This window comes from Bacillus sp. JCM 19034 (genome assembly GCF_001310635.1).
Taxonomy (GTDB): domain Bacteria; phylum Bacillota; class Bacilli; order Bacillales; family Bacillaceae_D; genus Halalkalibacter.
The window spans coordinates 41,586-66,293 of record NZ_BAXR01000009.1; the positions used below are offsets into that span (position 1 = coordinate 41,586).

Genomic DNA, 24,708 nt, shown 5'->3' on the forward strand with positions numbered 1-24,708 from the left:
AATTTGTGATAACGTGTAAAAGTGTGGGAATCAATTGACTAGAATCATAGAAAGTGTATGATAAATTGGTGTTTTTGTAAATTTTGTAAAGATAGAAAAAGGGGGATGAACATTGAAAAGTGTCATTCAATTTATAAAAAGAGAGAAAATGATGTGGCTTATATTCGCATTAATTTGGGTGAAGACATATTTATTTTATAAGGTTGGTTTTCAAATTCACTCAGAGTCCGTGTATCAAGAATTTCTATTAATTATTAACCCAATTAGTTCCACTATATTATTGCTAGGTTTGTGCTATTTCATTAAGCAAAAGAGAAGGCCGTTTGCTTTAATCGGGGTGAACTTTATCGCCACGCTCATCTTATATGGTAACGTGCTGTATTATCGCTTTTTCAACGATTTTATTACGTTGCCAGTATTAGTGCAAACGAGTAACATTAAAGATGTACAAGGGAGCGTTGTAGAATTAATTAGATGGTGGGATGCTTTCTTTTTAATTGACATCCTTGTGTTGTTATATGTCGTCATTTCGAGTAGAAAAACGTATTCGTATGCTAGGCCTAAAGCTACGTTTGCCTTAATTGTCTTAGCCATTGGGATATTTATTGTGAATTTAAGCTTAGCTCAAGCCGAAAGACCTCAATTATTAACTCGATCATTTGACCGTGAGCTTCTTGTAAAAAACATTGGTGTGTTAAATTACCATGTTTATGATGCATATATACAATCGCACTCTAAAGCTCAACGTGCGTTTGCAGATAGTTCAGAGATTAACGAAATCATTTATTACACTCGTGAACAGTACCGTGAACCGAATGACGAGTTCTTTGGATTAATTGAGGGAAAAAATGTTATGGTCATTTCACTTGAGTCGTTACAAAGTTTTGTTATTGAACAAACAGTTAACGGGGAAGTAATCACCCCATTTTTAAATGAACTTATAAAGGAAAGCTTTTACTTTGATCATTTTTATCATCAAACGGAACAAGGAAAGACATCTGACTCCGAATTTATATTAAATAATTCATTATTTGGTCGTCATAGTGGAGCAGTTTTCTTTACACATTCCAATAATGAATACGACGCGTTACCAGAACAATTAGGAGAGAATGGTTATTATACATCTGTTATGCATGCCAATAATAAAAGTTTTTGGAATCGAGACATGATGTATTTAGCATTAGGCTATGATCGTTTTTTGATATTCAATCTTATGATGTGACAGAGGAAAACTCAGTAGGTTGGGGGTTAAAGGATGTCGATTTCTTTGAACAATCTATTGATCTACTAAAGCAACTTCCTGAACCGTTTTATACAAAGTTCATAACGCTGACGAACCATTTTCCATTTGAATTAGATGAAGAGGACCGTATGATTGATGAATATGATTCTTATAGTGGGACGTTAAATCGATATTTTCCAACGGTACGTTATATGGATTATGCATTGGAACAGTTTTTTGAGCAGTTGAAGGAAGAAGAAATGTACGAAGACACCGTCTTTATTATGTATGGTGATCACTATGGTATTTCTAGCTACCATAATCGTTCGATGGCAATGTATTTAGATAAGGATGAAATTACTGATTTCGATACCGTTCAACTCCAACGCGTACCGCTATTTATTCATATTCCAGGTATGGAAGGGAAGAGAATGGATACCGTAGCGGGACAAATCGATTTAAAGCCAACGATTCTTCATTTGCTAGGTATTGATACAAATGATATGATTCACTTCGGTTCGGACCTATTCTCTGAAGAAAAGGAGTCGTTTGTAGTTCTTCGTGATGGTAGTTTTGTTACAGATGATTATTTGTTCACAAAGGATGTTTGTTATGACAAGCAAACAGAACTAGAAACAGATATCGCAAATTGTGAGCCTTATTTTGAAAAAGCAAACCAGGATTTACATTATTCTGATCGTGTCATTTATGGTGATTTATTACGTTTTTATGAACGTATAGAATAAAGTTGATAGATTTAAAAAAACCAGTTGCGAATACGCAACTGGCTTTTTTCATGAAGAGGGTTGAACGTAATACATAAATTTGGAGGACACGGACACTAGAAAGGAAAGAACTGTCTAGACCATTTACTAAAAGATTCCATTTTTTTATTGTAGGCTTTCACCTAACTCCTCTTTTTGGCATACATTGTGTATGAAAGGAGAGGAGAAACTATGTTATCACCTCAATGGATAAAAGCACAATGTGAACAGCATCTAAATCAACCTGTGCAACTGCAAATGAATGGTCACGAGAATTATCAAGGTGTTATTGAGCATGTCGATGATCAAAATGTTTATTTACTGATTCCTTCAGATGAGAATGGCCAGTATATGGATGTAAAAGAAGCGATGCAATGGAATCAACAACAATGGGGAAATGCTTCTCAAGCTTTAATCAATGGGAAGTTGATCAACGTTATTATCCGTATTATCCAACGCCATATTATAATCCATACTATCGCCCACGTCCGATCTGGAGACGATTTGTATTACCATTAGCACTACTTACTGCATTTTCAGTACTGTAAAGGGAGAACGGTGGGGAAACTTGGAACGAAAATTCTAAGTTTCCCACTAGTTATTTAAAATGTGAGAAAAGCTCAATTTGTGTTAAAACGTGTAAAATTCCTCATATTTCTGTGTAAGCTTGTATTCAAACTCGTTTCATTTTAGAAAATACGGTACAATACTACTAGCAGGATATTAGTATTTGCGAGGAGGATGGATGATGAGTGAGTATCTCATTTATCTAGTTGAAGATGAAGAAAACCTTTCAGAGGTATTAAAAGCATACTTAGAGCAAGAGGGGTGGAAGGTGACTGTTTTCATGACGGTGATCAAGCTCGTGCGGCCATTGAACAAACATCTAGGCCTCACCTTTGGATTTTAGATATTATGTTACCTGGAACGGATGGGTATCAACTCTTAAAATCGATAAAAGAAAAAGAAGATACACCAGTTATCTTTATTTCTGCTCGTGATCAAGATTTAGACCGTGTCTTAGGTTTAGAAATGGGGAGTGATGATTATTTAGCAAAACCATTTTTACCTCAAGAGCTTATCATTCGTGCGAAAAAGTTATTGAACCGCATATATGGAAGTTCTACGAATGATACGAAGAAAATTGAATTAAACAATTATATGATCGATCCCATAGGCGTATCATCATTGATCAAGAAGCTAAGGATGAAGAAGCCATTGATTTAACAACGAAGGAAATGGATTTGATTCTGCTCTTAACTGCAGATGTTGGCAAAGCCTTTTCCCGTGAAAAAATAATTGAGCATGTATGGGGCGAGAACTATTTTGGCTCGGAACGTGCCGTTGATGATGTCGTCAGGCGGGTACGGAAAAAATGCCGCGTATCCATTTAGAAACGTTATACGGATATGGATATAGGGTATTGTCCTCATGATAAAAGTGAATTTAACGCAGCGAATTTGGCTTGCGTTCATTTCTTTAATTGTTCTAGTTATTCTTTCCGTTACATTAATCTATCCGATTTCGATTAAAGGAACATTAACTGAAGAAACGTATCGCATTATTGAGATCGAACAAACGAGATATGTATATCCATTATTCGATTTAGTAAACCCACCACGAAACGAATTGGATTTTGTCGAGAGGCGTGATGCAGAACGTTCCGTTGGTCATTTTTTTATTGATTCATTTGGACAAACAGCAGAAGGGGGGCCAGCACCACCACCTACAGAAGTACTACGTGAAATGGCACAAAATGCCTTTAGACAGGGTCAAGAACGAGGTCGTTATGAGATTCAATATGGTGGTGCGACCGTCTTTTATGTAATAACTAAGACGAATATATCTGATCGTCCGGCTTATCATATTTCTTATATGTGGGATACGTATCGTGATCAAATGGTTAATCGACTTTGGGAACGTCTTATTTATATTTTATTATTAGCGTGTGCGTTAAGCTTATTGCCTGCGATGTGGCTTAAACATTATTTAAGACAACCGCTGTATGTTCTTGGAAATCATCTGGAACAAATTGCGAATCGTGATTGGAAGGAACCTCTCAAATGGAAAGGTGATAAAGATTTTGAACGTTTAGCACGTCAGTTTGAGAAAATGCGTCAAAATTTAAATTTATATGATCGCTCGCAAAAGACGTTTATACAACATGCCTCACATGAACTGAAAACACCTATAATGGTTATAAAAAGCTATGCACATTCAGTTAAAGATGGTATTTTACCTAAAAACAATTTGGAAAATACGATGGATGTTATAATCGAAGAGGCGAACCGAATGGAACGGCGAGTGATCGATATGCTTTATTATACGAAATTAGATTCTTTGAAGGAAAAAACACCGAATTATGAGGAGTGGTTATTTGGTGAAGTAGCCTTTCAAATTGAAGAAAGGTTTCGTGTTCAGAGAGAAGATGTAAGGATTTATGTTCATGGTGCAGATGTGAAGATAAGAGGAGATAAAGAGCAGATAGAAGTTTTATTAGAAAATCTAGTTGAAAATGCTCTCCGATATGCAACGGATTCTATTTGGATGGAAGCTTCGAAAGAGAATAATCAAGTACGTTTATCAGTTGAAAACAACGGTGAAGCCATTCCAGAAAAAGATATTCCACAATTGTTTAATCCATTTTACAAGGGAAGTAAAGGAAAGTTTGGTTTAGGATTGGCGATTGTTAAGAGAATTGCTGAGTTACACGAAGCTATTCCATCTATTGAAAATAGTGAACGTGGTGTGAAATTCACTGTACTGTTTAAAAAAAATGGAAGAAAAGGTGCAAAAACGTAAGAAGCTTCAAGGGAAGCAACCAGTAAAAAATCAATCCGGTTCACCATCCTAAAGGGTTGAGCACTTTAGGATGGTACGTTCTTATTCCTTCCGTGCAACGCCTCTCCCACACTATGATAAGAAATGGTATAATAATTAATAGTATTATAGTGGGAGGCGTGATCTTGGTGAGGAACGGGATATTGCACCATCAAGTTGGTGATAAAGTAGAAACCTATTTTTGATTAAAACGGCAACTAAAGGTACAGCAAGTAACGGTAAACCGTTTTTAACGTTACAGTTATGTGATCATACAGGAGAAATAGAAGCAAAGCTTTGGGGCTGTTCACCAGAGGATGAACAGGCATTTTGTAGTCAAGTAATTGTTCACCTTAATGGTGAAGTGTCAGAATACCGTGGTCGAAGACAGTTGAAAATTCAAAGTATTCGTCCAACAACAGCGATGGATCAAGTGAAAGTTGCTGATTTCGTCCGCTCGGCACCTTTATCTCCTGAAGATATGCTTGATGAAATTACAAAGTTTATATTTGATATGAAAAATGCTAATATACAACGGATAACAAGACACCTCGTAAAAAAACATCAAACTGAGTTTTTGCAATCACCTGCGGCAACTAAAAATCATCATGAATTTGTGTCTGGACTCGCTTATCATGTTGTCAGTATGTTGAAAATTGCACGAAGCTTAGTTGAGCTTTATCCGTCATTAGATGCAGATTTATTATACGCTGGTGTAATTCTTCATGATTTAGGCAAAGTTAGAGAACTCTCTGGACCGATAGATACTCAGTATACGTTAGAGGGGACACTGCTTGGTCATATTTCAATTATGATTACGGAAATTGCTCAAACTGCTGAAGAATTAAATATTGATAGTGAGGAAGTTTTAATTCTTCAACATTTAATCGCAAGTCATCATGGAAAAGGTGAATGGGGAAGTCCAAAAGTTCCTGTAGTCAAGGAAGCAGAAATGCTCCATATGATTGATAATATTGATGCAAAGATGAATATGATTGACCGTGCATTAGAGACGGTGCAGCCTGGTGAGTTTTCAGAACGAGTTTTTGCATTAGATAACCGAAGCTTTTACAAACCGCGCTTTCATGAGCCACCACTTGATTTATAGTCATATATTTTCATGCTCGTACATATGATGAAACAAGATGACAAGCATGGAGGGGATTGGCGTGAATCGTCGTGGAAACAGTAAATATGCATATGTTCTATTAGGTTTGCTATTGCTCGGTTTTTTGTTAACACAAACGCCAATTGGGACTTTGCTAGTTGGAAGCCCGTGGTGGGTGTATCTCATTTTAATTGGGATCGTCATAAGTGGTTACTTAGCTATAAAGTACACATATGAAGATTATAAAGAAGAACAGAAGTGGATTGAGCAAGAAGGAAACGTCTACATGGAACGAATAAAAGAGAAGCGCGGTAAGCAAAATGTAGAGAACACATAATGGCTAAAGGGTGTCGAAGAGATTCATTTCTTTTGACACCTTTTATTTTTTTTAAAACAGTCAGATAACTTGAAATAAAGGACTGGATATTTATGTTGAAGTAAAGAGTGTGTGTGAAAAGATATATTTAAAGTAACGAAGATTGTGTAATAATCAATGTAAAAAGTAAGTGTTTTTATCAAAGCGATTATTTGATTTTGATGATAGAGACCGACCTTACTATCAATGAAATAAGGGGGATGTTTGGACTTTTTAAAACGAAGAAGCAGTAATAACTGCCGCGAGAGAAACAAAGAATAACACTGCAATAATAGTTAACTTCGCTTTGAACTATGGTGGAAGAAGTGAAATTTTAATCAATAGTTAATGAAATTTCTAATGCTAATATGACGGTAAATGATTTAGATGAAGAACGTTTTTAAAGCTATCTTTATTCAAAGTGGCTTTCGGAACCGGACATTATTATTCGTACATGCGGGGAAAAGAGGATGAGTAACTTTTTGTTATGGCAATCCTCTAACTCAGAGTTATGGTTCACCGATACTTATTTCCCCGATTTTAATAAAGAATTACTTTATCAAGCTATAAATGAAGTTCATATGAGAAAACTAAGGTCGTAGTTACATAGTTTAGTATCAAAGGCTAAGTTAGGTTTATTCCACATGAAAGGAAATAACTTTCATGTGGAATGATCCCTAATTATAGTGCCATCCTTACTTTACTCTTAGCAAAAGTAAGCAGAACCTACAATAATTAATAAAATAAATAATACAACTAATAATGTGAAGTCATAATTTGAACCATGTGTTACTGCTCCTGACATGTCAATATCATCCTTCCTAATCTGTAGTATTGGGGAATTGCCCTACTTTTACGTTATGCAAAGGGGATATATAGGTGCAAGGGAAATTCAAAAGTGATCATACTTAGTTAACTCATCTTTCCTTGAAATAGAAAAGGAGCTACAAAGTTTATTTAACCTTTGTAGCTCCTAGTGTGCTTGTACAATTTATTCTTCAGTAGAATCAAATAGATCAGAATACTGTGAGTCTTTAACATCAATGTTTGCTTCTTCAATTAAATCAAATAATACTTGATCCTGTGAACGCTTTTGCTGTGCTATTAATGTGTCTCGGATCTCCTCTTCATAATCTTCAAAGGAATCACGGAAGCCAGTTTTGAGGATAATGTGATAGCCAAAATCCGACTCAACAATATCACTAATTTCCCCGATTTCTAAGGCGAATGCGGCTTCTGAAAAAGAATCAACCATCTCGTCGCGTCCAAAGTAGCCAAGCTCTCCACCCATAGCAGCGGTTCCATCCATCGAATACTCCATAGCGAGTTCAGCAAAATCTTCACCGTCTTCAAGTTTCTCTAACACTTCTTTTGCTGTTTCCTCTTCTTCAACAAGAATATGACTTGCTTCTACTTGTTCACCAAAAAACTCAATATTCTCGTCATAAAAGGATTGTACATCTTCATCAGTTACGCTAATGCCTTCTTCACTAAGTTGGTTAAGAACGAGACCTGGTAGAATCAATTCCTCCACGAATTCGTCCATTGATTCAATATCTATATTGAATTGGTTTTGAACGATATCTAGAATTTCTTCATCTGATTCTGCGTTGAAGTTGGTTAGGAAATTATCACGGAAATTTTCTAACTCTTCTTCAATATCCTCCTCAGGAATGTCAACGTTTGCAATAGCATTTTTGACGATAATATCAGTCACGAGTTGGGAAAGAACTTCATCCCCACCTTGTCGCTTCAATTCTTCAATTAATTGACCTTCTGTAATATCTTCGCCGTCAACTGTCACAAGCACTTGGCTTTCGTCTTTTGCACCTTCATTGTTACACGCTGCAAGTACTGTCATACATGCAATTCCAATTGCAGCAATCGTTCGTTTTCTCATCATGTCAACTCCTCAATGGCTTTCAAGCTATAAGATTACAGTAATTACTATACCATACTTTACTCGTAATGAGAAAGCACAGAATTTAGTTTTAGGGCGAAAGCCAGTACGAAATGACAATATTCGCATAGAATATCATAACTAGAAAAAGAGGAGGTGCTGTTATGTCTCACGGATATCAATCAGGTTTTGCGTTAATTGTTGTATTATTTATTTTGTTAATTATTGTAGGTGCATCTTGGCTTTAAATAACTAGCACAGCTTCGATTTCGAAAATAATTAAAATGGAGGGGTTAGAATGAGTCATAAAGGTCATGGCGGCGGTTTTGCGTTATTAGTTGTTTTATTCATCTTATTGGTGATTATCGGTGCATCTTGGGCATACTAAGATGTAAATGTATTTAATAAAAGAATAGGGCGACTTAAATGGGCTTATGCACCCTTTTAAGTCGCCTTTTTGTTACATATAAAGTGATTTTGGGAGAAATGAAAAGAGCTAAAATCGAAAAGGATACCGGGTCCTCACGTTTCAAAAATGCTCAATATCATAAATACAACTTATAAGAAAGACAGCTCGTGTGTCTTTCTTATGTAAAAAGAATTTTAATATATGTGGATGTTAGTAGAATCGTAATTAATATATTAATCGTTCTAAATACTTTAGGTTGACGTTCCGTCGGGATTTCCCGCTTTAAGCATAAGGAATCTGTCATAGAATTGATTAAAAAGAAAATAATTAATGCAAAGAAACTACTTATTACAAACATACATTTCCTCCTGACGAGCATCGATAATTAAACTTTATCAAAAGATGCGAAAAAAAGATAGGATTAACACTTAATTTTTATTTGTTAATTTTGCATATAACTCATAAAATAAGAGAGAGGTGAACGAAATGGCTAATGAAGGAAAGAAGTGGAAAGTCGCTTTTTATACCTTATTAACATTCATGATTAGTATATTCATTGTAATTGTTTTACTTGTTCGGATGTTTCCATCAGTTGATGGGGAGTCATATGAAACGAAACCATTTAGTAACAACGAAGCGTTGTTTACAATCGAAACTGATAAACAGCGTTTTACCTATTTTATTAACAGCTTGTTAAAAGAAAATGAAAGTGAAGTTCCATACGTTATTGAACTTGGAGATGAATATGTTGAATTCCGCTCTCTCTTTCATTTGTTCGGTCAGGAAATTCCAATTCAGATTTATTTCGATCCAACTGTAGAGCCGAATGGTGATTTACTGTTACGTGTTGATTCTTTTCAATTAGGCGTATTTTCGCTACCAGTTGACCGCATGATGATGTTGTTACAGGAAATGCTTGATTTAGCAGATTGGGTCGTGTTTTATCCAGTAGATGAGTTAGTTGAATTAAAAATGACAGAGCTTCCTCTTGATGAACTAGGAAAAATGCACCTTCGCTTTAAAACGTTTAATCTACAAGAAGATCTATTGGAAATGGAATTATATTTTAATTAACAAAAGCGTCGATAATGAAGTTGCTCATTACGACGCTTTTGTTAATATATGGAACCCTTCGGAATGATCTTCAACTAAGCTTTTTTTAGGTGCTTTTATAAGATAAGTTAAATAAATAACATCAAAAAAGATAAGGCCAAAATGAATAGACGTTATAATAGAGATAACAGCAAGATAGCTTGGGAACATAATCGATAGTAACGCACAGGCCATTGTTATTAAAATAGCAGGTGTCAGTAACGATGTGACATATAGGTTTCTTGCGATCGGTTCATTTAATTTAACACCGATAAGTGGTAAAAATAACACAAATTTAATCGTAATCGTCGCTTTTTTCCCGCAAAGCCAAATTGGAATTAAATGCAGTAGTTTATGAATCGCAATTAAAAGTACGATGCTGCTAATAATCGTTATGAAGCGGACATGAACAAATTCGTGAGGCCCGACCAAGCTACTAATAAATAAAAAATACAATAAAAATGAAAACAGCATTGTGCATAACGAAAAGAAAATTAGTCTAAATGCACCGAATTCTTGTGTTACACGAATTGTCTTCCAACAGTTCATGTCGTCACCTCCTCAACAATTGATTAATTTACGCTCATTTGGAGGAGAAAGCAATAGGTTTAATAAAAATAAATGTAATTATATTTCAAGCATTTCTATTGACAAGAAATGATAAATATGAATTAAAAGAAGGAGCATTACTATGCTCCTTCTGTTGCAAATTGTTTTTCTTTTGTTTTGGTACGAATTTGACCATCTTCTTCATGGAAACTTTCATCGAATTTATGAAGCGTATCTTCAAACATATTAACAAATTCATTACCATAAATATGCCGTAGAATGCTCATAATTTCAGAGAACTCAGGGAACTTCCCATATAAACCTTTTATCGGTAGTGCACCTTGAAAGACAGCATACGTATCGGATTCATAGCTTTCCAATGTTTGTAGAAAGAGCTTTTCCCCTTCCTCGGTTAATTGTACATACGTATTCCGTTTATCGTTTTCTTTTTTAGAGAATAGAAGTAAACCGCGGTCTTCTAATTTTTTTGAAAAGTTAAAAGCAGTTGAAACGTGCATAACCCCAAATTTTGCAATATCTGAGATTGATGCCCCACCTTGATGATAGGCGATCCATAATATATGGTGCTCATTAATATTTAAGTCAAAAGGTTTAATCCAATTTTGCCAGTCTTTCTCTACGGACTTCCATAACGCTTTGCTTAATTGTGCTACTTTGTGACTGAATATCACAGACTGTTTTAAGGAGCATTCTGATGATTGTTCCATAATTCTCCCCCTAACGATAAGTTCTCTTTACCCCAAATAAAAACTTAGCTTATTCATTTCTATCATAATATAACTTTCTTTTATTATGACAAGTTTTATAGAAAAAAGGAAGGTAAAAATGTGTTTATTTAAAACTTTTCGAAAATTTTATTTGTTCTAACAAATTGCTAGTATTTATTTCTTTTTCATGTCATTAACTTGCTTCTGTAAGTCATCAATATCGCTTTTTAATCGTTGCAATGAAGGTGCAATGTCCTTTTGATAGTCACTAAATATGTTTTTTGTTTCATTAACGAAATCTTGTCCTTGCTCTTTTGTAATGGCAATTGTCCCCTTTAGTTGTTTCGTTGTGTTTGTGTATTGTTGTTTTATTTGCTGCAGGTTTTCCTTCCCTGTCGTTAGCTGCTCCTTAATGCGTCTTTGCATTTGTTTACCAGAAGAAGGAGTTGTGAGTAACGTAATAGAGCTTGTTACTAGTGAGCCAACAAGTAGACCGATTGTTAGTGATTTAATATTCATACGAAACCCTCCTTAGATAAATAGGTATAGCGTGACGTCGTTAACTAGTCTATTTCCAATCCCACCTTCATATACATTTGTATGGAAGTTAGGAGGGAATTTGTGTGGAGGCACTGACTTTGCTGTTTATTTCAATATTCCTGTTAACGATATATAGTCAAATATACGTAATCATTCGACTTAAAAAGGAAAAAGAACAGGAAAGAAGGAAATCTTTTTATCAATCGTTTTTTTATTTGTTTATGACATGCTTTATTAGCGGTTGTATAGCTACATATTGCTTATATTTACTATACTATAAAGTCATTTAATGATGACTTCAAGGGTGTGTTAAAAGAATCTAATAGTTCTTCTGACACACCCTCTACAACATATTATATGCTTTTATGATTTTTGTTGATATGCTTTCATAAAGTCTCGTAGCTTTTCACATGCTTCTACTGGTACTGAATTATAAGTCGAAGCACGGCAGCCACCAACAGAACGATGGCCATTTAAACCAACAAATCCAAGCTCTTTTGCTTCAGCTAAAAAAGCCTTGTTGTCTTCTTCAGTTGGTAAGTTAAATGTGATGTTCATAAGAGAACGTGATTCTTTATTTGCATGACCTACATAAAAACCGTTACTTTCGTCAATTGCATCGTAGATAATTTGTGCTTTTTCTTGGTTTTGCTTTTCAATGAACGATATACCGCCTAATTCACTCACCCATGTTAAAACTTGGTTTAGCATATAAATTGAAAAAGTAGGTGGTGTATTATAAAGTGAGTTCGCCCCAGCATGAGTTTTGTATTGGAGCATAGTCGGGACATGTGATACATCTTCTTCTAATAAATCATCACGAACAATGGCAACTGTAACACCTGAAGGCCCCAGGTTTTTCTGAGCACCTGCGTAAATAATCCCGAATTGCTCAACATTGATTTGACGCGATAAGATATCGCTTGACATATCAGCAATTAACGGAGCATGAGAGATTGTTGGAAACTCGTGCCATTGTGTACCGAAAATTGTGTTATTCGACGTGAGATGAACGTAAGCATCTGTATTATTATATTGAAGAGATTTAGTATCCGGTATTGAACGGTATTGGTTATCTTTTGAAGAACCACCAATAAAAGTGTCACCAATTTGCTTTGCTTCTTTTATTGCTTTTTCTGACCATGAGCCTGTTAAAATATAGTTAGCAATTTTTCCTTTTTTTAGATACTGTAATGGAATCATCGCAAATTGAAGGCTTGCCCCACCTTGAAGGAGAAGTACTTTATAGTTATCAGGAATATTCAACAACTCTTTTAAATGACTAATTGCTTCTAAGTGAACCGCCTCGTATTCTTTACTTCTATGGCTTAACTCCATAACAGACATGCCCGTATTTGCGAAGTTTGTTAATTCTTTTTGAGCACGCTCAAGAACTTGTTTAGGTAGTGCTGAAGGGCCTGCATTAAAATTGTAAACAGCTTTCATGAACTTTCCATCTCCCTTTTCCTTGCTGGAATATGATAGTACGGTATTAAACCTATAATATCATAAAAATTCTTCAATTTGTTTTGAATTTTGTGTATTTTTCCGAAAGTTTATAATAATTTTATCTATAAATGTTAGTTTTTTATAAAAGTTGAAATTGCCTTTGCAGCTTCTTGTAATTCTTCTTGTGAATACTCAGAGCTGTGGTCCTTCCAGACAGCCCCATAACCATCTCCTTTTCCATAACGTGGAATTAGGTGGATATGATAATGGAAAACGGTTTGTCCTGCTTTTTCTCCGTTATTATTAATCATATTCATTCCAATAGGGTTTAAAGCTGCTTTAAGTCCGTTCGCAATTTTTGGCACAGCCGAAAACAGCTGGCTTGCGACTTCACTAGGCAATTCATATATATCTTGGTAGTGAGCTTTTGGAATAACAAGTGTATGGCCTTTTGTTACTTGGCTAATGTCTAAAAACGCATAGACATGTTCATCTTCATAAACTTTTGATGAAGGAATTTCTCCATTTACAATTTTACAAAAAATACAATTTGGTTCATATGTCATTTTCATCAACCCTTCCATATTTTTCTTCAACTATACCGACTTACAACGTTCGTTGCAAGTTAAGTCAGAATGTAATTATATGAACGATGTGGTTCGGTAAGATTTAGTATGACGAAATCAAAAGTTGGTAGTCATAATCGTTGGTTTATTAATAATAGTATGTACTTATAGTTAATAGTGGATAGGATTATACTAGTCGTCTCATTTCTTTAGTAGGTAAACTAGTCTTTTAGCTTATTTTCGCTTTGTTTTAAGTGTGTCAAAATAAAATTATTATGATAAATAAGATGGTGTAGTATCACGGTAGAGTTTTCCCACCTATTTTTGGTACTATAGAGGAGAAGGAGTGGAAGTGTTATGACAAAAGGTTTACAAATTAAAGACTTAACAGGTGGGTATCACCCGCGGAAGCCTGTTTTACATCATATTTCTTTTTCAGTAGAGCCTGCAGAAATGGTCGGTCTGATTGGCTTAAATGGAGCTGGAAAAAGTACGACGATTAAACATGTTCTAGGATTATTGCAAGCTGATCAAGGGACGATTCACGTTAATGGTCAAACGTTACAAGATGATTTAGAATCGTATCGGCGTTCGCTTGGATATATACCTGAAACACCGATCTTATATGACGAACTAACATTATGGGAGCACCTAGAAGTGACGGCACTTGCCTATGACTTGGATATGGATATTTTTGAAAATAGAGCAAATAAGCTACTAGCAGAATTTCGAATGGAAAAGATGAAGCATTGGTTTCCGAGCCATTTTTCAAAAGGAATGCGACAGAAGGTAATGATTATGAGTGCCTTTTTAGTAGAACCACCAGTTTATATCGTTGACGAACCGATAGTAGGACTCGATCCTATTGGTATTCAATCATTTTTAACTTGGTTAGAGTCAATGAAAAATAAAGGTGCCTCAGTTTTGATGTCAACTCATATTTTGTCGACTGCCGAGCGATATTGTGACCGCTTTGTCATGCTTCATGAAGGAAAGGTAGTGCTTGAGGGTACTTTGGAGCAAATGCGAAAACAAACAGGAATGGCTTCTGCTACGTTAGATGATATTTATATTGAAATGACGAAAGGCGAGCGCGTATGAAGGATGGTTTAACTTTGTGGAAAGAAAGATGTAAGACTTATTGGAATGAAGCCATTCGTTATTTGAAACTAATGGGGAATAGTGGCTTGTTATTTACGCTGTATTTTTTAATTATCATTGGGAGTTATTACTATAGCCTATTTTTAGACTGGCTTCCGGATGAATTTCCTGCAATATGGGTTTATGTCCTCGTGTTTGGCCATTTACTCACAAGAAGCGGCGTGCGTACGTTTGTCAAACAAGGTGATCTTGTATTTTTATTACCGTATGAATCGAAGTTATCAGAATATTTCCAAGCGTCTAAATGGTATTCTTTTGCGATTCAAAGTGTAGTTATTTTGTTCGTTGTTGTTTTGTTGTCACCTTTATATATGAAATATTCCAGTCATGCCGGACCTGTTATTTATATCATTGGGATGCTCATAATCGTTAAAGGGTGGAACATCTTAACAAGCTTTGAGGAACAGCGTTTTCAACATCCATTCGAGCGTTTAACTCATTTTGTTTTACGGGGAATTATTAACATCGTGTTTGTCTATTTATTGTTTATTGGGGCTGATTTATTTTTATTAGTAGGGTTATTAGTGTTGATGGCAATCCTGTATTTCTTTTATTTTGCAAAAATAGCGAAGAAGCATACGATTAAATGGGAGCATTTGTTAGAGGTAGAACGAGAAATGGTGACATTCTTTTATCGAATTGCCAATGCATTTACTGATGTCCCACAATTGAAGAACAAAGTCCGTGAACGACGCTATATGCAGTGGTTTCTGCAATCTGTTAAGCCTAGTCCATCGATATATCATTATTTATTTACTCGTACTTTTTTGCGGGCAAATGATTATGCAGGCATTTATGTAAGGTTAGTAGTAGTATTAGCACTGTTATTGGCTGTGCTTCCTAGCGGATGGCTACAGCTCGTTATTTTTTTACTTTTTATGCATATGATGACAACCCAGTTATCTACAATTTGGTACCATTATGATACGAATTTTTGGGTAGATCTTTATCCAGTAAATCCGAAACATAAGAAACAAGCTCTAACTCAGCTCAGTTTTCGTTTATTAGTAGCTGCCGTAGTGATCGAGGTACTCGTTTTATTACTAACGTCTGACTGGTACATAACGGTAACGGCTTTAATTATTGGTGTAGTTTATAGCTATTTAGCAAGTCATACACTGATTCATAAAAGGAAAAAGGCATAAAGGAGAGACATGTTTTGTATGAAGAAACCGTTATAGAAGAGCTTGAAAGATGGAAACGAAAATTAAAAAAAAGACCTTCGATGATGGGCAGGTATACAAAGGGCTTACAAGCAAAAATGAATGGGCTTATTCCTGAGAAGGTCCATTCATTTGTCACAACGAGTATTAAGAATATGACTCATGCAACCTTAATTGGTTCAGAATATACAACGAAAATAGAACGAGTAGATGGTATTAGTCTCAAAGAGCGTGAAGAACAATTCTTTGAGCTAATGACAACATATAAAAGAACCGCGGCACTTGAAGGTGCAGGGACTGGTGCTGGGGGATCATTTTAGGGATGGTTGATTTTCCTTTATTATTAAGTATTAAAATGAAGTTCTTATTCGATACGGCGACAGCATACGGGTATGATGTGAAGGATTATCGAGAACGGTTATTTCTTCTTTATATATTTCAATTAGCATTTGCCCGCGAAGAAAAACGGATTACACTACTTGAGCGAATTGAGAACTGGGAGTCCGACAAGGAACAATTACCACCTAAAGATGTTTATTTAGCAGAAATTGATTGGAAGTCATTTCAACTAGATTATCGTGATTATATTGATTTGCCGAAAATGCTTCAGCTTATTCCTGGTTTTGGAGCAATTGTTGGGGCGACCGCAAATTATCGTTTTCTAGAAATTTTAGGAGAGGCGGCAATGAACGGTTATCGGATAAGATGGTTCTCGGAAGAAGGTAATATAGTAAAAAACCGTAATGGAGGTGACTAGCTTCCACTACGGTTTTTTCATTTAAATGAAATTGGAGAAGGTCATAGGCTCCGCTCGTTATATGCTTTTCCTAAATACCAAATGGGACAAAACGAGCTAAGTAAGCAGAAATTGTACTGTATTGACCAGTGAAAAGAAGTACACCTAGTATGACCATAATCACTCCGCTCCCTTTTTGGATAGTAGGTAGCCATTTATTTATGCGGCGAATTTTATTAAGTGATTTCGACCAAATAAGTGATACGAGTAGAAACGGAATACCGAGTCCTATTGAATAAACGAATAGCATAAAAACACCGGTCATCATTGTGTCTGAACTACCTGCAAGCAAAAGGATAGACGATAGGACTAGTCCGATGCACGGTGACCAGCCTGTACCGAACAAGAAACCGATAAAGATCGAGTTTGCAAAACTTTGTGTTTTTTTAGGTTTAACATTTAAACGTTTTTCACTCATAAGCATTCGGATCGAGATAATCCCCATCATTTGTAACCCAAATACAGCGATAATAATTCCTCCGAGCTGTTCGATTAATTGACGGTTGCCAGAATAGAGCTGACCGATAAATGTTGAAGATAACCCAAGCATTAAGAAAATCGTTGTAAAACCGATAATAAATCCAATACTTCGAGAAAAAATAACGCTTCTGTCTACATTAATTTGGTTATCAGATACAGATGTACCAGTTAGTTGTGCTAAGTAGGCTGGTACAAGAGGAAAAATGCATGGCGATAAAAAAGATACAATTCCTGCAAAGAAAGCCAGCCAAATTGAGACTTCCATTAAAATCCCTCCTTCTATTATCAATGGACAATCACTTATTTGTATTCTATAGCATAATTGAAATATGAATCAAATGATCATTCTTTATTATAACGAATTTAATCGTCTTGAGTAGCAGTAGCGAGCAAAGTTCACGGAAAGGACAAGAGGCCTAGACACATCTCAGTCTGAAGTCTGAGATAAAACCATACTGGAGAGTGGCTACAAAGGTAAAGACGTTCCGTATGATAAGAGTAGAATCAAGAAGGAGGAAGGATTATGAAGTTGTCAGGAAAGGTATTCATTGGATTTTTGCTTATCATTGTAGGTGCGAATATTCTGTTCAGTATGATTGGCATTCACCTTGGAAGTTTAGTTGGACTTGCTATAGGAGCTGCCTTGCTCTATTGGGATATAGGCGCTATCAGGATGAAGGGCAATGGACATTAATAAGTGTTATTTTGATTATTATTGGAATGGGTATCCTGTTCGGTGGGTTAGGAGGAATCATTAGCTTCCTAATAGGTGGGTTTTTCGTTTACGTAGGATATCAATTCATTACGCGAAAACAAAAGGAAAAGGAGAGCATCGAAGAAGAGGTAGAACTACCACGAAAGCAATATGATTCATTAGATGAAGAGATTGATCGTTTGTTAGAACAGAAATAATAACAGGAGGTAATGGTAGAATGGATGTTGCAAAAAGAATCGAGCATTTTTTTAAAGCATATGTTAATGAAGGGTTAGAAAGAATAGAGGATCCTGTTATAATGGTAAAGCAATATATGCGTGATGTAAAAACAGAGATTACTAAAAGGACGAAGCTTATTGAAAAAAGGCAGCACCTGTCACTAACTTTAAAAGAGGACGCGAAACTACTTAAGGAAAAAATTGAAAAAAGAGAAACGCAAGCTAAACAAGCTTTGGAAAATGGTGATGAGGAGCTTGCTAAAAAGTTATTGCTTAATAAACATGATGCATATGACACACAAAAACATTATGAAGCATTATATGAGCGAAACGAGGAACAACTTGTTGAGCTGAAGGTTGAATTAGAAGAACTCCATGTAAAGTATCAGAAATTAAAAGAACGTAAGCTTGACCTTTTATTACGGATGGAGGCTGTTCAAGCTAATCAAACAGCACAACAGTACGGTAGGGAAAAAGGTCGTCGTTCGCATTTCCATGAAGATCCGTTTCAGCTATGGGAAGAGCGAATTATAGAAATGGAACGAACAGTCGGTAAACAATGCGAGCAAGAGAATGTTGAAATGAATCAAAAAGTAATGGCGGAATTAGAGAACTTAAAAGGAGAGCTTAAGGAGAAAAGTCAATAATAAACGTCGTGTTGGGAATGTGAGAAATATTTGACATTTCCTTCACGACTTTCTCTTCAGAAAAAAGTATAATAGATAGCAGGCAGTAACTTTGTGGAGCTTCTCATTATTTATAGACCACGTGTGTTCTATCCAATGCTTTTAGTGGGAATTTAGGAGGATTGTAATGAAATATATATTGGGGATAGGCTTAATTGTAGTAGGTATCATCATTGCTTATAGTGCGATTGGACCGATTTGGTTAACGGGGGAAAGAAATGAAGTGGGAGATTATTTACAGGAATCACTTGATGAAGTAACTCACCTTGAACTTTCCGGTGTGGCTATAGATTGGGAAATTGAAACAAGTAATCATTCTTATGTAGAGATAGAAATTGACAATAAGCATAAGCGTACGAACATGTATTCCACTTTGAAAAACGGGACATTGTCTATTGAGATTAAGCGGGAAAACTTCTTTTCTTTTATTCCGTTTAATTTCTCCTTTAGTCAAGAGAAGGCTATAGTGAGAATTCCACAAGATTATATGGATGCACTTACGATAGATTCTGTTTCAGGGGATGTATTAATCAATGACTTATCAAATTTACAATCGATTTCTGTTAAGACGGTATCAGGAGATTTGATAGCTGACTTAGTAGAAGTGGAAACGAATGTTCAATTGAATACAACATCAGGAGATATGTTACTTCAGAATGTAAAAGCGGAAGAAATCAGCGTAGATACAGTTTCTGGTGATGTTGCAATTCCATCGATAGAAGGTGAGATATCGGTGAAAACGACATCAGGAGATATTTATGCGAAATTTAACAATGACCATAATGCAATAATGTTAAAAACAACCTCAGGTGATGTGATGATCGATTTAGCAAATGCAAATGCAGAGTTAGATCTTAACACAACATCAGGAGATATATTAGTTACGCCAACTATGTCAGATCAACAGGTTTCGAACCGACAAATTTCTGGCAAGATTGGTCAGGGAGAATACCCAATATCGGTCACAACGACATCAGGAGATATCTTGATTAAATAACAACTAGGAAAGGAGCGGTTCGTATGAAGAGACAAACAGTCTTTGGAATCATTATCGCTATTATCGGATTAAATATTCTATTTAATTCTTTTCATTTATCACTTGGTTCCTTAATTGGACCGCTCATTTTTATTCTTTTAGCGATTTTCTTTTTATCAAAAAGGTCATCGCTTTTTAAGCGTTTTTATTTTCAATCATTTTTTTAACGGTCGTGTTTGATTTTCTTTTTTCAATCAACTTCTTTTCGCTTTTTATTGCTGGAATCGCGATATATTTTGGGATACGTTTAATTCGCTCGAACAAAAATGATAAAGCGGAAAAAGAAAATATATATGAAACGAATTGGGATTTAGATGATATAGAGGAAGAAGAATTGAAGGAAGAAGAAAAGTCGAGCTTGCTTAAATACGATTCGCCTATCGTTCGACGAAGCATTATTGGTGAGATAGATTATCGTGAGGCATTCGAATTACAAGATATGACGATTTGGAATGGTATTGGAGAAGTTCGCCTAGATTTATCAAGGGCAATTATTCCTGAAGGAGAAACGGTCGTTATCGTTCAAGGGCTAATTGGCGAAATTCAAATCTACATTCCGGATGATTTGGCGGTGTCTGTACAAGCGTCATCTTTATTAGGCGAAGTCACTGTTCTCCATGAGCGACATAGTGGAATTAATCCACATCTGAGCATTACGACAATAGGCTATAAAGAATCAACCCGTCGAGTCAAGCTTGTATTATCAGTTTCGATTGGTGAAGTGAAGGTGCGTTCGCTATGAGGAAACGACTTGCACGAATCCAATGGCAATTTATTCGTCATAACTTAGTTGCGATGTTTCTTATTTCCTTTTTCTTAATTTTCTTATTAACGTATGAAAGTAGCCGTGGTTTTTTATTATTAATGGAATATTCTCTAGCTAATATCCCTCTACTCGTATGGTGCTTATTTGTTATCGTCATTACAGGCATTGTTAGCGGGTACCTTCAAGCGTTACCGATTCGTAGAAAAATGGACCAGCTTGTACATACAGCTGCGAAATATGAACGTGGAGCGTTCACATATCGAACAGAAGTGTATGGGCAAGATGAGTTATCGGAACTGGCTGAAAGAATGAATAGGATGGCTGAACATATGGAAGAACAAGTTACCTCATTACAAAGGCTATCAGCTGAGAGAGCGAGCTTACAAGATTCGGTAAAAAAAGCAGCCGTAACAGAGGAAAGACAGCGCTTGGCAAGAGAACTTCATGATGCCGTTAGTCAACAGTTGTTTGCTATTTCAATGATGACAGCTGCCATTAAACAAAACCTTGCCGAAAAAGGAGATTCGGCTGAAGAACAAGTGAAAATTGTTGAAAAAATGGCAAATACGGCACAGGCAGAAATGCGAGCACTACTACTCCATCTACGACCTGCACATTTAGAAGGAAAAAGTTTAAGAGAAGGAGTAGAGCAGCTACTTATTGAGCTTAAGGAAAAATACCAAATAAGAATTACCATTAACATGGATGAACAAATATCAATGCCAAAAGGGATTGAGGATCAGCTGTTTCGGATGGTTCAAGAGGGGATTTCGAACGTATTAAGGCATGCAAAAGCATCCCAATTGGAATTTGACTTAAAACAGACGGAACAAGAAATTAAGATAAAGTTGATTGATAATGGTGTTGGATTTTCACAAAAGGATGTTCATCAGAGCTCTTATGGATTACAGACGATGAAAGAGCGGATGAATGAAATTGGTGGAACATTACATGTCGTTTCTGTGCCAAATAAAGGAACACAAATTGAAGCAAAAATTCCAGTAACATGGAGGGATGACACATGATTCGAGTGGTTTTAGTAGATGATCATGAAATGGTTAGGATGGGCCTGTCTGCTTATTTATCGACACAAGCCGATATCGATGTTGTGGGAGAAGCTAGCAATGGTCAGTTAGGTGTCGATTTAGTTTTAAAGGAAAAGCCAGACGTAGTGTTGATGGATTTAGTGATGGAAACAATGGATGGTATTACGGCAACAGCAAAGATTACCGAAAAGTTACCAAATGTCAAAGTGATCGTATTGACAAGTTTTATTGATGATGAGAAAGTATATCCGGTCATTGAAGCTGGAGCATTTAGTTATATATTAAAAACATCTTCCGCAACGGAAATTGCCAAAGCAATCCGTAGTGCTGCCAAAGGGGAAGCCATTGTAGAAGCCGAGGTTACGAATAAAATGATGAAAAGAATGCGTAGTGCTAAGGAACGGCCGCTACATGAAAGTTTAACCCCCCGTGAGCTTGAGGTGCTTCTTCTAATAGGTGAGGGCAGAAGTAATCAAGAAATTGCCGATACGTTATTTATTGGTATTAAAACAGTTAAGACGCATGTTAGTCATATTTTGCAAAAGCTTATGCTTGAAGATCGAACGCAAATAGCTGTTTACGCCCATCGCTGTCGGTTAGTAAAGTAATTTGTTTTCATAATCTAAATTCATCTTCACTGATACTCACTTTTTGGGTGAGTATTTTTATCATAAAACAAAGCTTTGTCATTCAATCAATATAAGGTATACATAGATTTAAGGTGAAAAGTTTATCATAGAATAATGAGGGGTATAGTAGACTAGGCTTTGATGTTAAGAGGAATTTTAGATCCATGCAGGGATGCCATTTTCATGGATTAAAACCATGGAGTGCATTGCATGGGTGTTTTTTTCTGTGGAAAAGCAAAGTATTCGCATTTTTAATCAATCATCAGTATTGTAAGTGAAAGTAATGAATAGTAAGGAGGTGTATAAATGATAACAAAAAAGAGAATGATCTTCGTGTTTGCTAGTGCAGTTGCCCTTATTTCATGCGGACTTATTATTTATGTAACGTTATTATTAACAGGGCAATATGTCATGGATGATGAAAATCTTGTGATGAAATCAACAACAACATTGGTCGATCAGAATGGGACATTGATTACAACATTGTATCGGGAGAATCGTCAGCCCGTTTCGATACTGGAAGTGCCAGAACATGTACAACAAGCATTCGTGGCTATTGAGGACGAGCGTTTTTATCAGCATCAAGGTTTTGATATAAGAGCGATCGGTCGTGCTTTGTATAAAGATGTGATTTCTGGTGAAAAGGTTGAAGGTGGGAGTACAATAACACAACAACTGGCCAAAAATTTGTTTTTAACAAATGAAAAATCATTTTTAAGAAAAACTCAAGAAGTAGCAATTGCGATGAATTTGGAGAGACGTTACAGCAAAGATGAGATTTTAGAAATGTATCTGAATCATATTTATTTTGGACATGGTGCATACGGAATTCAAGCAGCGTCCAAACTCTATTTTAATAAAGATGTTTCAGAGTTGACGATTGAAGAAGGAGCAATGTTAGCAGGCTTACCAAAGGCTCCAAACTCGTATTCTCCGTTTATTGATTTAGATCGTAGCAAAAACAGACGTGATCTAGTTATAACGATCATGCAGCGTAATGGCTATTTAACTGCTGAGGAGGCCGTACGCATAAAAGGAAAAACGATCGCGATTATTGACCAAGAGGAAAGAGATCTCAATCCATATTTAACGTACATTGATATGGTAATGGATGAAGCTGCCGAACGCTATCATTTAACTAATGAGGAGTTACTGACCGGAGGATACAGGATCATTGTACCGATGAATGAGGAAATCTTAGTGAATTCCTACGAGAAGCTACAAGCGGATCAATACTTCCCTAAAGAAGATGTTAGAGCGGAAGCAGCTTTTGTATTAATTGATCATCAAACAGGTGGAGTTCTAGCAGCACATGGGGGACGTGAATATGTAAGGAAAGGATTAAATCGAGTTAACATAAATCGGCAGCCTGGGTCAACATTTAAACCGCTAGCTGTTTATGCACCTGCATTAATGAATGGCTATCATCCTTATTCTTTGCTAAAAGATGAATTGATTGATTACGATGGATATACGCCTCGCAATTATAATGGTCATTACGAAGATGAAATTTTACTTTACGAGGCGATCACACATTCTGCGAATGCACCTGCGGTTTGGTTGCTAGATCAATGGGCATTAACCAATCGCTTAAACTACTTGAACAGGTTGGTATTCGTATTGAAGATCGAGGTTTAGCGATTGCATTAGGAGGATTAAGTGAAGGGATATCACCATTACAACTAACAACGGCTTATCAAATCTTCGCTAATGGCGGCTATTATATTGAGCCACATTTCATTTCTGAAATTTATTCGTCTGATGGAGAGAGAATTGGTGAGGCTAATCAAGAAAAGCGACGTGTAATAGATGAGCAGCTAGCTTGGAATATGACGCGAATGCTTGAATCTGTCGTAGTAGAGGGCACAGGATCGGTTGCTGAAAGTAAAGTTGCTATAGCAGGGAAAACGGGAACTACGTCATTCTCAGATGTACAAGGTGCTACACGTGATGCTTGGTTTGTTGGTTACACGCCTGATGCTGTTGGTGCTGTATGGATGGGCTATGATGTTACGAACTCCGACCAGTATTTTCATGGAAGTAGTCAACATCCTACAGCACTGTTTATAGATATCGTGAATGAGCAGATAAGTGACGATCAATTGCTAACATTTCAGAAACCACGCAATGTCAATGACTTGGAACCACCTATTCAAATGCCAGGAAGTCTTGAATTATTCGCATCGAAAGCATTTGGCGGAGAAGGTCCATTCAGTGTTCAGTTAAATTGGACTGAAGCTGAAGATGGTCGAGTGCAATATACGATATATGAAATAAGTGAAGAAGGAAGAGAAGAGATAGCAACTGTAATAGGTGATTCAAATTATACAATACCGATTTACAACCCATTCTCGGCTAAAATGTATCAAGTCGTTCCTTTTAATAGTCAGACTGATTTAGAAGGGGAAGCATCTAATATAGCGGAAGCAATATTTCAATTTGGGTTTCAGAATCATAAGTAGAAGTTTAAAAGCAGCGTGTTTCTCCCGATTGAAGGCTGCTAGTATATA

At 36.1% G+C, this 24,708-nt stretch carries 25 protein-coding genes and 6 pseudogenes; 22 read left to right on the forward strand and 9 right to left on the reverse strand.

What is annotated here, in order from left to right; all coding sequences use genetic code 11:
- The first annotated feature begins 148 nt into the window (after positions 1-148).
- The 7 genes and pseudogenes from JCM19034_RS24175 to JCM19034_RS25140 all read left to right on the forward strand — a co-directional run.
- Positions 149-1,968, forward strand: a pseudogene (locus tag JCM19034_RS24175) (LTA synthase family protein).
- A 210-nt stretch (positions 1,969-2,178) separates the two neighbouring features.
- Entirely contained in the window at positions 2,179-2,505 is a 327-nt protein-coding gene (locus JCM19034_RS13635) for a hypothetical protein (protein ID WP_062050572.1), read from the forward strand.
- Positions 2,506-2,734: 229 nt separating this feature from the next.
- A pseudogene (locus tag JCM19034_RS13640) lies at positions 2,735-3,421 on the forward strand (response regulator transcription factor).
- Positions 3,418-4,788: a cell wall metabolism sensor histidine kinase WalK gene (locus tag JCM19034_RS13645; RefSeq protein WP_062050575.1), complete on the forward strand. Its 1,371-nt coding sequence runs from the start codon at positions 3,418-3,420 to the stop codon at positions 4,786-4,788. The pseudogene JCM19034_RS13640 and the gene JCM19034_RS13645 overlap by 4 nt, the downstream one beginning before the upstream one ends.
- A 167-nt stretch (positions 4,789-4,955) precedes the next feature.
- Positions 4,956-5,914, forward strand: a pseudogene (yhaM, locus tag JCM19034_RS13650) (3'-5' exoribonuclease YhaM).
- Positions 5,915-5,975: 61 nt separating this feature from the next.
- Positions 5,976-6,251, forward strand: a complete 276-nt coding sequence (locus tag JCM19034_RS13655; RefSeq protein WP_231686961.1) for a sporulation YhaL family protein — start codon at positions 5,976-5,978, stop codon at positions 6,249-6,251.
- 437 nt (positions 6,252-6,688) lie between these two features.
- Positions 6,689-6,871 (forward strand): annotated as a pseudogene (locus tag JCM19034_RS25140) (undecaprenyl diphosphate synthase family protein); the annotation flags it as partial.
- A gap of 104 nt (positions 6,872-6,975) precedes the next feature.
- On the opposite strand, the gene JCM19034_RS21130 reads toward JCM19034_RS25140, so the two are convergent.
- Entirely contained in the window at positions 6,976-7,074 is a 99-nt protein-coding gene (locus tag JCM19034_RS21130) for a YjcZ family sporulation protein (protein WP_082394068.1), read from the reverse strand.
- A gap of 186 nt (positions 7,075-7,260) precedes the next feature.
- A complete protein-coding gene (locus tag JCM19034_RS13660; protein ID WP_062050578.1) occupies positions 7,261-8,169 on the reverse strand; it encodes a peptidylprolyl isomerase in 909 nt (302 codons plus the stop codon).
- A gap of 164 nt (positions 8,170-8,333) precedes the next feature.
- Between JCM19034_RS13660 and JCM19034_RS13665 the strand changes: the two genes are divergently transcribed.
- Positions 8,334-8,417: a YjcZ family sporulation protein gene (locus tag JCM19034_RS13665; RefSeq protein WP_062050581.1), complete on the forward strand. Its 84-nt coding sequence runs from the start codon at positions 8,334-8,336 to the stop codon at positions 8,415-8,417.
- Positions 8,418-8,467: 50 nt separating this feature from the next.
- Positions 8,468-8,557: a YjcZ family sporulation protein gene (locus tag JCM19034_RS13670; protein WP_062050583.1), complete on the forward strand. Its 90-nt coding sequence runs from the start codon at positions 8,468-8,470 to the stop codon at positions 8,555-8,557.
- 199 nt (positions 8,558-8,756) lie between these two features.
- Here JCM19034_RS13670 and JCM19034_RS13675 read toward each other — a convergent pair whose 3' ends face one another.
- Positions 8,757-8,936 carry a hypothetical protein gene (locus JCM19034_RS13675; RefSeq protein WP_062050585.1) on the reverse strand — a complete coding sequence of 60 codons (180 nt, stop codon included), beginning with the start codon at positions 8,934-8,936 and terminating at the stop codon, positions 8,757-8,759.
- Between the two features lie 128 nt (positions 8,937-9,064).
- Between JCM19034_RS13675 and JCM19034_RS13680 the strand changes: the two genes are divergently transcribed.
- Positions 9,065-9,652: a YpmS family protein gene (locus JCM19034_RS13680; protein ID WP_062050587.1), complete on the forward strand. Its 588-nt coding sequence runs from the start codon at positions 9,065-9,067 to the stop codon at positions 9,650-9,652.
- 27 nt (positions 9,653-9,679) lie between these two features.
- Here the strand turns inward: JCM19034_RS13680 and JCM19034_RS13685 are convergent, their stop codons facing one another.
- The 5 genes from JCM19034_RS13685 to JCM19034_RS13705 form a co-directional block, all read right to left on the reverse strand.
- Positions 9,680-10,219 (reverse strand): DUF3267 domain-containing protein, encoded by a 540-nt coding sequence (locus JCM19034_RS13685; protein ID WP_062050588.1) that lies wholly within the window; start codon positions 10,217-10,219, stop codon positions 9,680-9,682.
- Positions 10,220-10,359: 140 nt separating this feature from the next.
- Positions 10,360-10,947, reverse strand: a complete 588-nt coding sequence (locus JCM19034_RS13690; RefSeq protein WP_062050590.1) for an HTH-type transcriptional regulator Hpr — start codon at positions 10,945-10,947, stop codon at positions 10,360-10,362.
- 174 nt (positions 10,948-11,121) lie between these two features.
- Complete coding sequence (locus tag JCM19034_RS13695) at positions 11,122-11,466, reverse strand: YtxH domain-containing protein (RefSeq protein WP_062050592.1); 345 nt, start codon at positions 11,464-11,466, stop codon at positions 11,122-11,124.
- 384 nt (positions 11,467-11,850) lie between these two features.
- Positions 11,851-12,933, reverse strand: coding sequence for a 3-phosphoserine/phosphohydroxythreonine transaminase (gene serC, locus JCM19034_RS13700; RefSeq protein ID WP_062050594.1), 1,083 nt, complete (start codon positions 12,931-12,933; stop codon positions 11,851-11,853).
- 134 nt (positions 12,934-13,067) lie between these two features.
- The gene (locus JCM19034_RS13705; RefSeq protein ID WP_156323988.1) at positions 13,068-13,502 is read right to left on the reverse strand and encodes an HIT family protein; all 435 of its coding nucleotides are present in this window, start codon (positions 13,500-13,502) and stop codon (positions 13,068-13,070) included.
- A 357-nt stretch (positions 13,503-13,859) separates the two neighbouring features.
- On the opposite strand from JCM19034_RS13705, the gene JCM19034_RS13710 reads away from it, so the two are divergent.
- The 3 genes and pseudogenes from JCM19034_RS13710 to JCM19034_RS13720 all read left to right on the forward strand — a co-directional run bounded on the left by JCM19034_RS13710 (position 13,860) and on the right by JCM19034_RS13720 (position 16,583).
- Complete coding sequence (locus JCM19034_RS13710; protein WP_062050596.1) at positions 13,860-14,603, forward strand: ABC transporter ATP-binding protein; 744 nt, start codon at positions 13,860-13,862, stop codon at positions 14,601-14,603.
- Between the two features lie 14 nt (positions 14,604-14,617).
- Positions 14,618-15,808, forward strand: coding sequence for an ABC transporter permease (locus tag JCM19034_RS13715; RefSeq protein ID WP_231686962.1), 1,191 nt, complete (start codon positions 14,618-14,620; stop codon positions 15,806-15,808).
- Positions 15,809-15,891: 83 nt separating this feature from the next.
- Positions 15,892-16,583, forward strand: a pseudogene (locus JCM19034_RS13720) (EcsC family protein).
- A gap of 70 nt (positions 16,584-16,653) precedes the next feature.
- Here the strand turns inward: JCM19034_RS13720 and JCM19034_RS13725 are convergent.
- A complete protein-coding gene (locus tag JCM19034_RS13725) occupies positions 16,654-17,367 on the reverse strand; it encodes a cytochrome c biogenesis CcdA family protein (RefSeq protein WP_062050599.1) in 714 nt (237 codons plus the stop codon).
- Between the two features lie 258 nt (positions 17,368-17,625).
- On the opposite strand from JCM19034_RS13725, the gene JCM19034_RS21865 reads away from it, so the two are divergent.
- The 9 genes and pseudogenes from JCM19034_RS21865 to JCM19034_RS13765 all read left to right on the forward strand — a co-directional run bounded on the left by JCM19034_RS21865 (position 17,626) and on the right by JCM19034_RS13765 (position 24,660).
- Positions 17,626-17,796: a hypothetical protein gene (locus JCM19034_RS21865; RefSeq protein WP_156323989.1), complete on the forward strand. Its 171-nt coding sequence runs from the start codon at positions 17,626-17,628 to the stop codon at positions 17,794-17,796.
- Positions 17,754-18,014, forward strand: a complete 261-nt coding sequence (locus JCM19034_RS13730; protein WP_156323990.1) for a hypothetical protein — start codon at positions 17,754-17,756, stop codon at positions 18,012-18,014. Before JCM19034_RS21865 ends, JCM19034_RS13730 begins: the two co-directional genes overlap by 43 nt.
- Positions 18,015-18,034: 20 nt before the next feature.
- Positions 18,035-18,682 carry a PspA/IM30 family protein gene (locus JCM19034_RS13735; RefSeq protein WP_062050604.1) on the forward strand — a complete coding sequence of 216 codons (648 nt, stop codon included), beginning with the start codon at positions 18,035-18,037 and terminating at the stop codon, positions 18,680-18,682.
- Positions 18,683-18,848: 166 nt separating this feature from the next.
- Positions 18,849-19,718: a DUF4097 domain-containing protein gene (locus JCM19034_RS13740; RefSeq protein ID WP_062050606.1), complete on the forward strand. Its 870-nt coding sequence runs from the start codon at positions 18,849-18,851 to the stop codon at positions 19,716-19,718.
- Positions 19,719-19,741: 23 nt separating this feature from the next.
- Positions 19,742-19,924, forward strand: a complete 183-nt coding sequence (locus tag JCM19034_RS13745; RefSeq protein ID WP_062050608.1) for a hypothetical protein — start codon at positions 19,742-19,744, stop codon at positions 19,922-19,924.
- Between the two features lie 5 nt (positions 19,925-19,929).
- Positions 19,930-20,499, forward strand: a complete 570-nt coding sequence (gene liaF / locus JCM19034_RS13750; protein ID WP_062050610.1) for a cell wall-active antibiotics response protein LiaF — start codon at positions 19,930-19,932, stop codon at positions 20,497-20,499.
- On the forward strand, positions 20,496-21,548 hold the full coding sequence (locus JCM19034_RS13755) for a sensor histidine kinase (RefSeq protein WP_062050612.1): 1,053 nt from the start codon (positions 20,496-20,498) through the stop codon (positions 21,546-21,548). The genes liaF and JCM19034_RS13755 overlap by 4 nt, the downstream gene beginning before the upstream one ends.
- Positions 21,545-22,177 (forward strand): response regulator transcription factor, encoded by a 633-nt coding sequence (locus tag JCM19034_RS13760; protein WP_062050614.1) that lies wholly within the window; start codon positions 21,545-21,547, stop codon positions 22,175-22,177. Before JCM19034_RS13755 ends, JCM19034_RS13760 begins: the two co-directional genes overlap by 4 nt.
- A 327-nt stretch (positions 22,178-22,504) precedes the next feature.
- A pseudogene (locus JCM19034_RS13765) lies at positions 22,505-24,660 on the forward strand (transglycosylase domain-containing protein).
- Positions 24,661-24,708 lie beyond the last annotated feature (48 nt).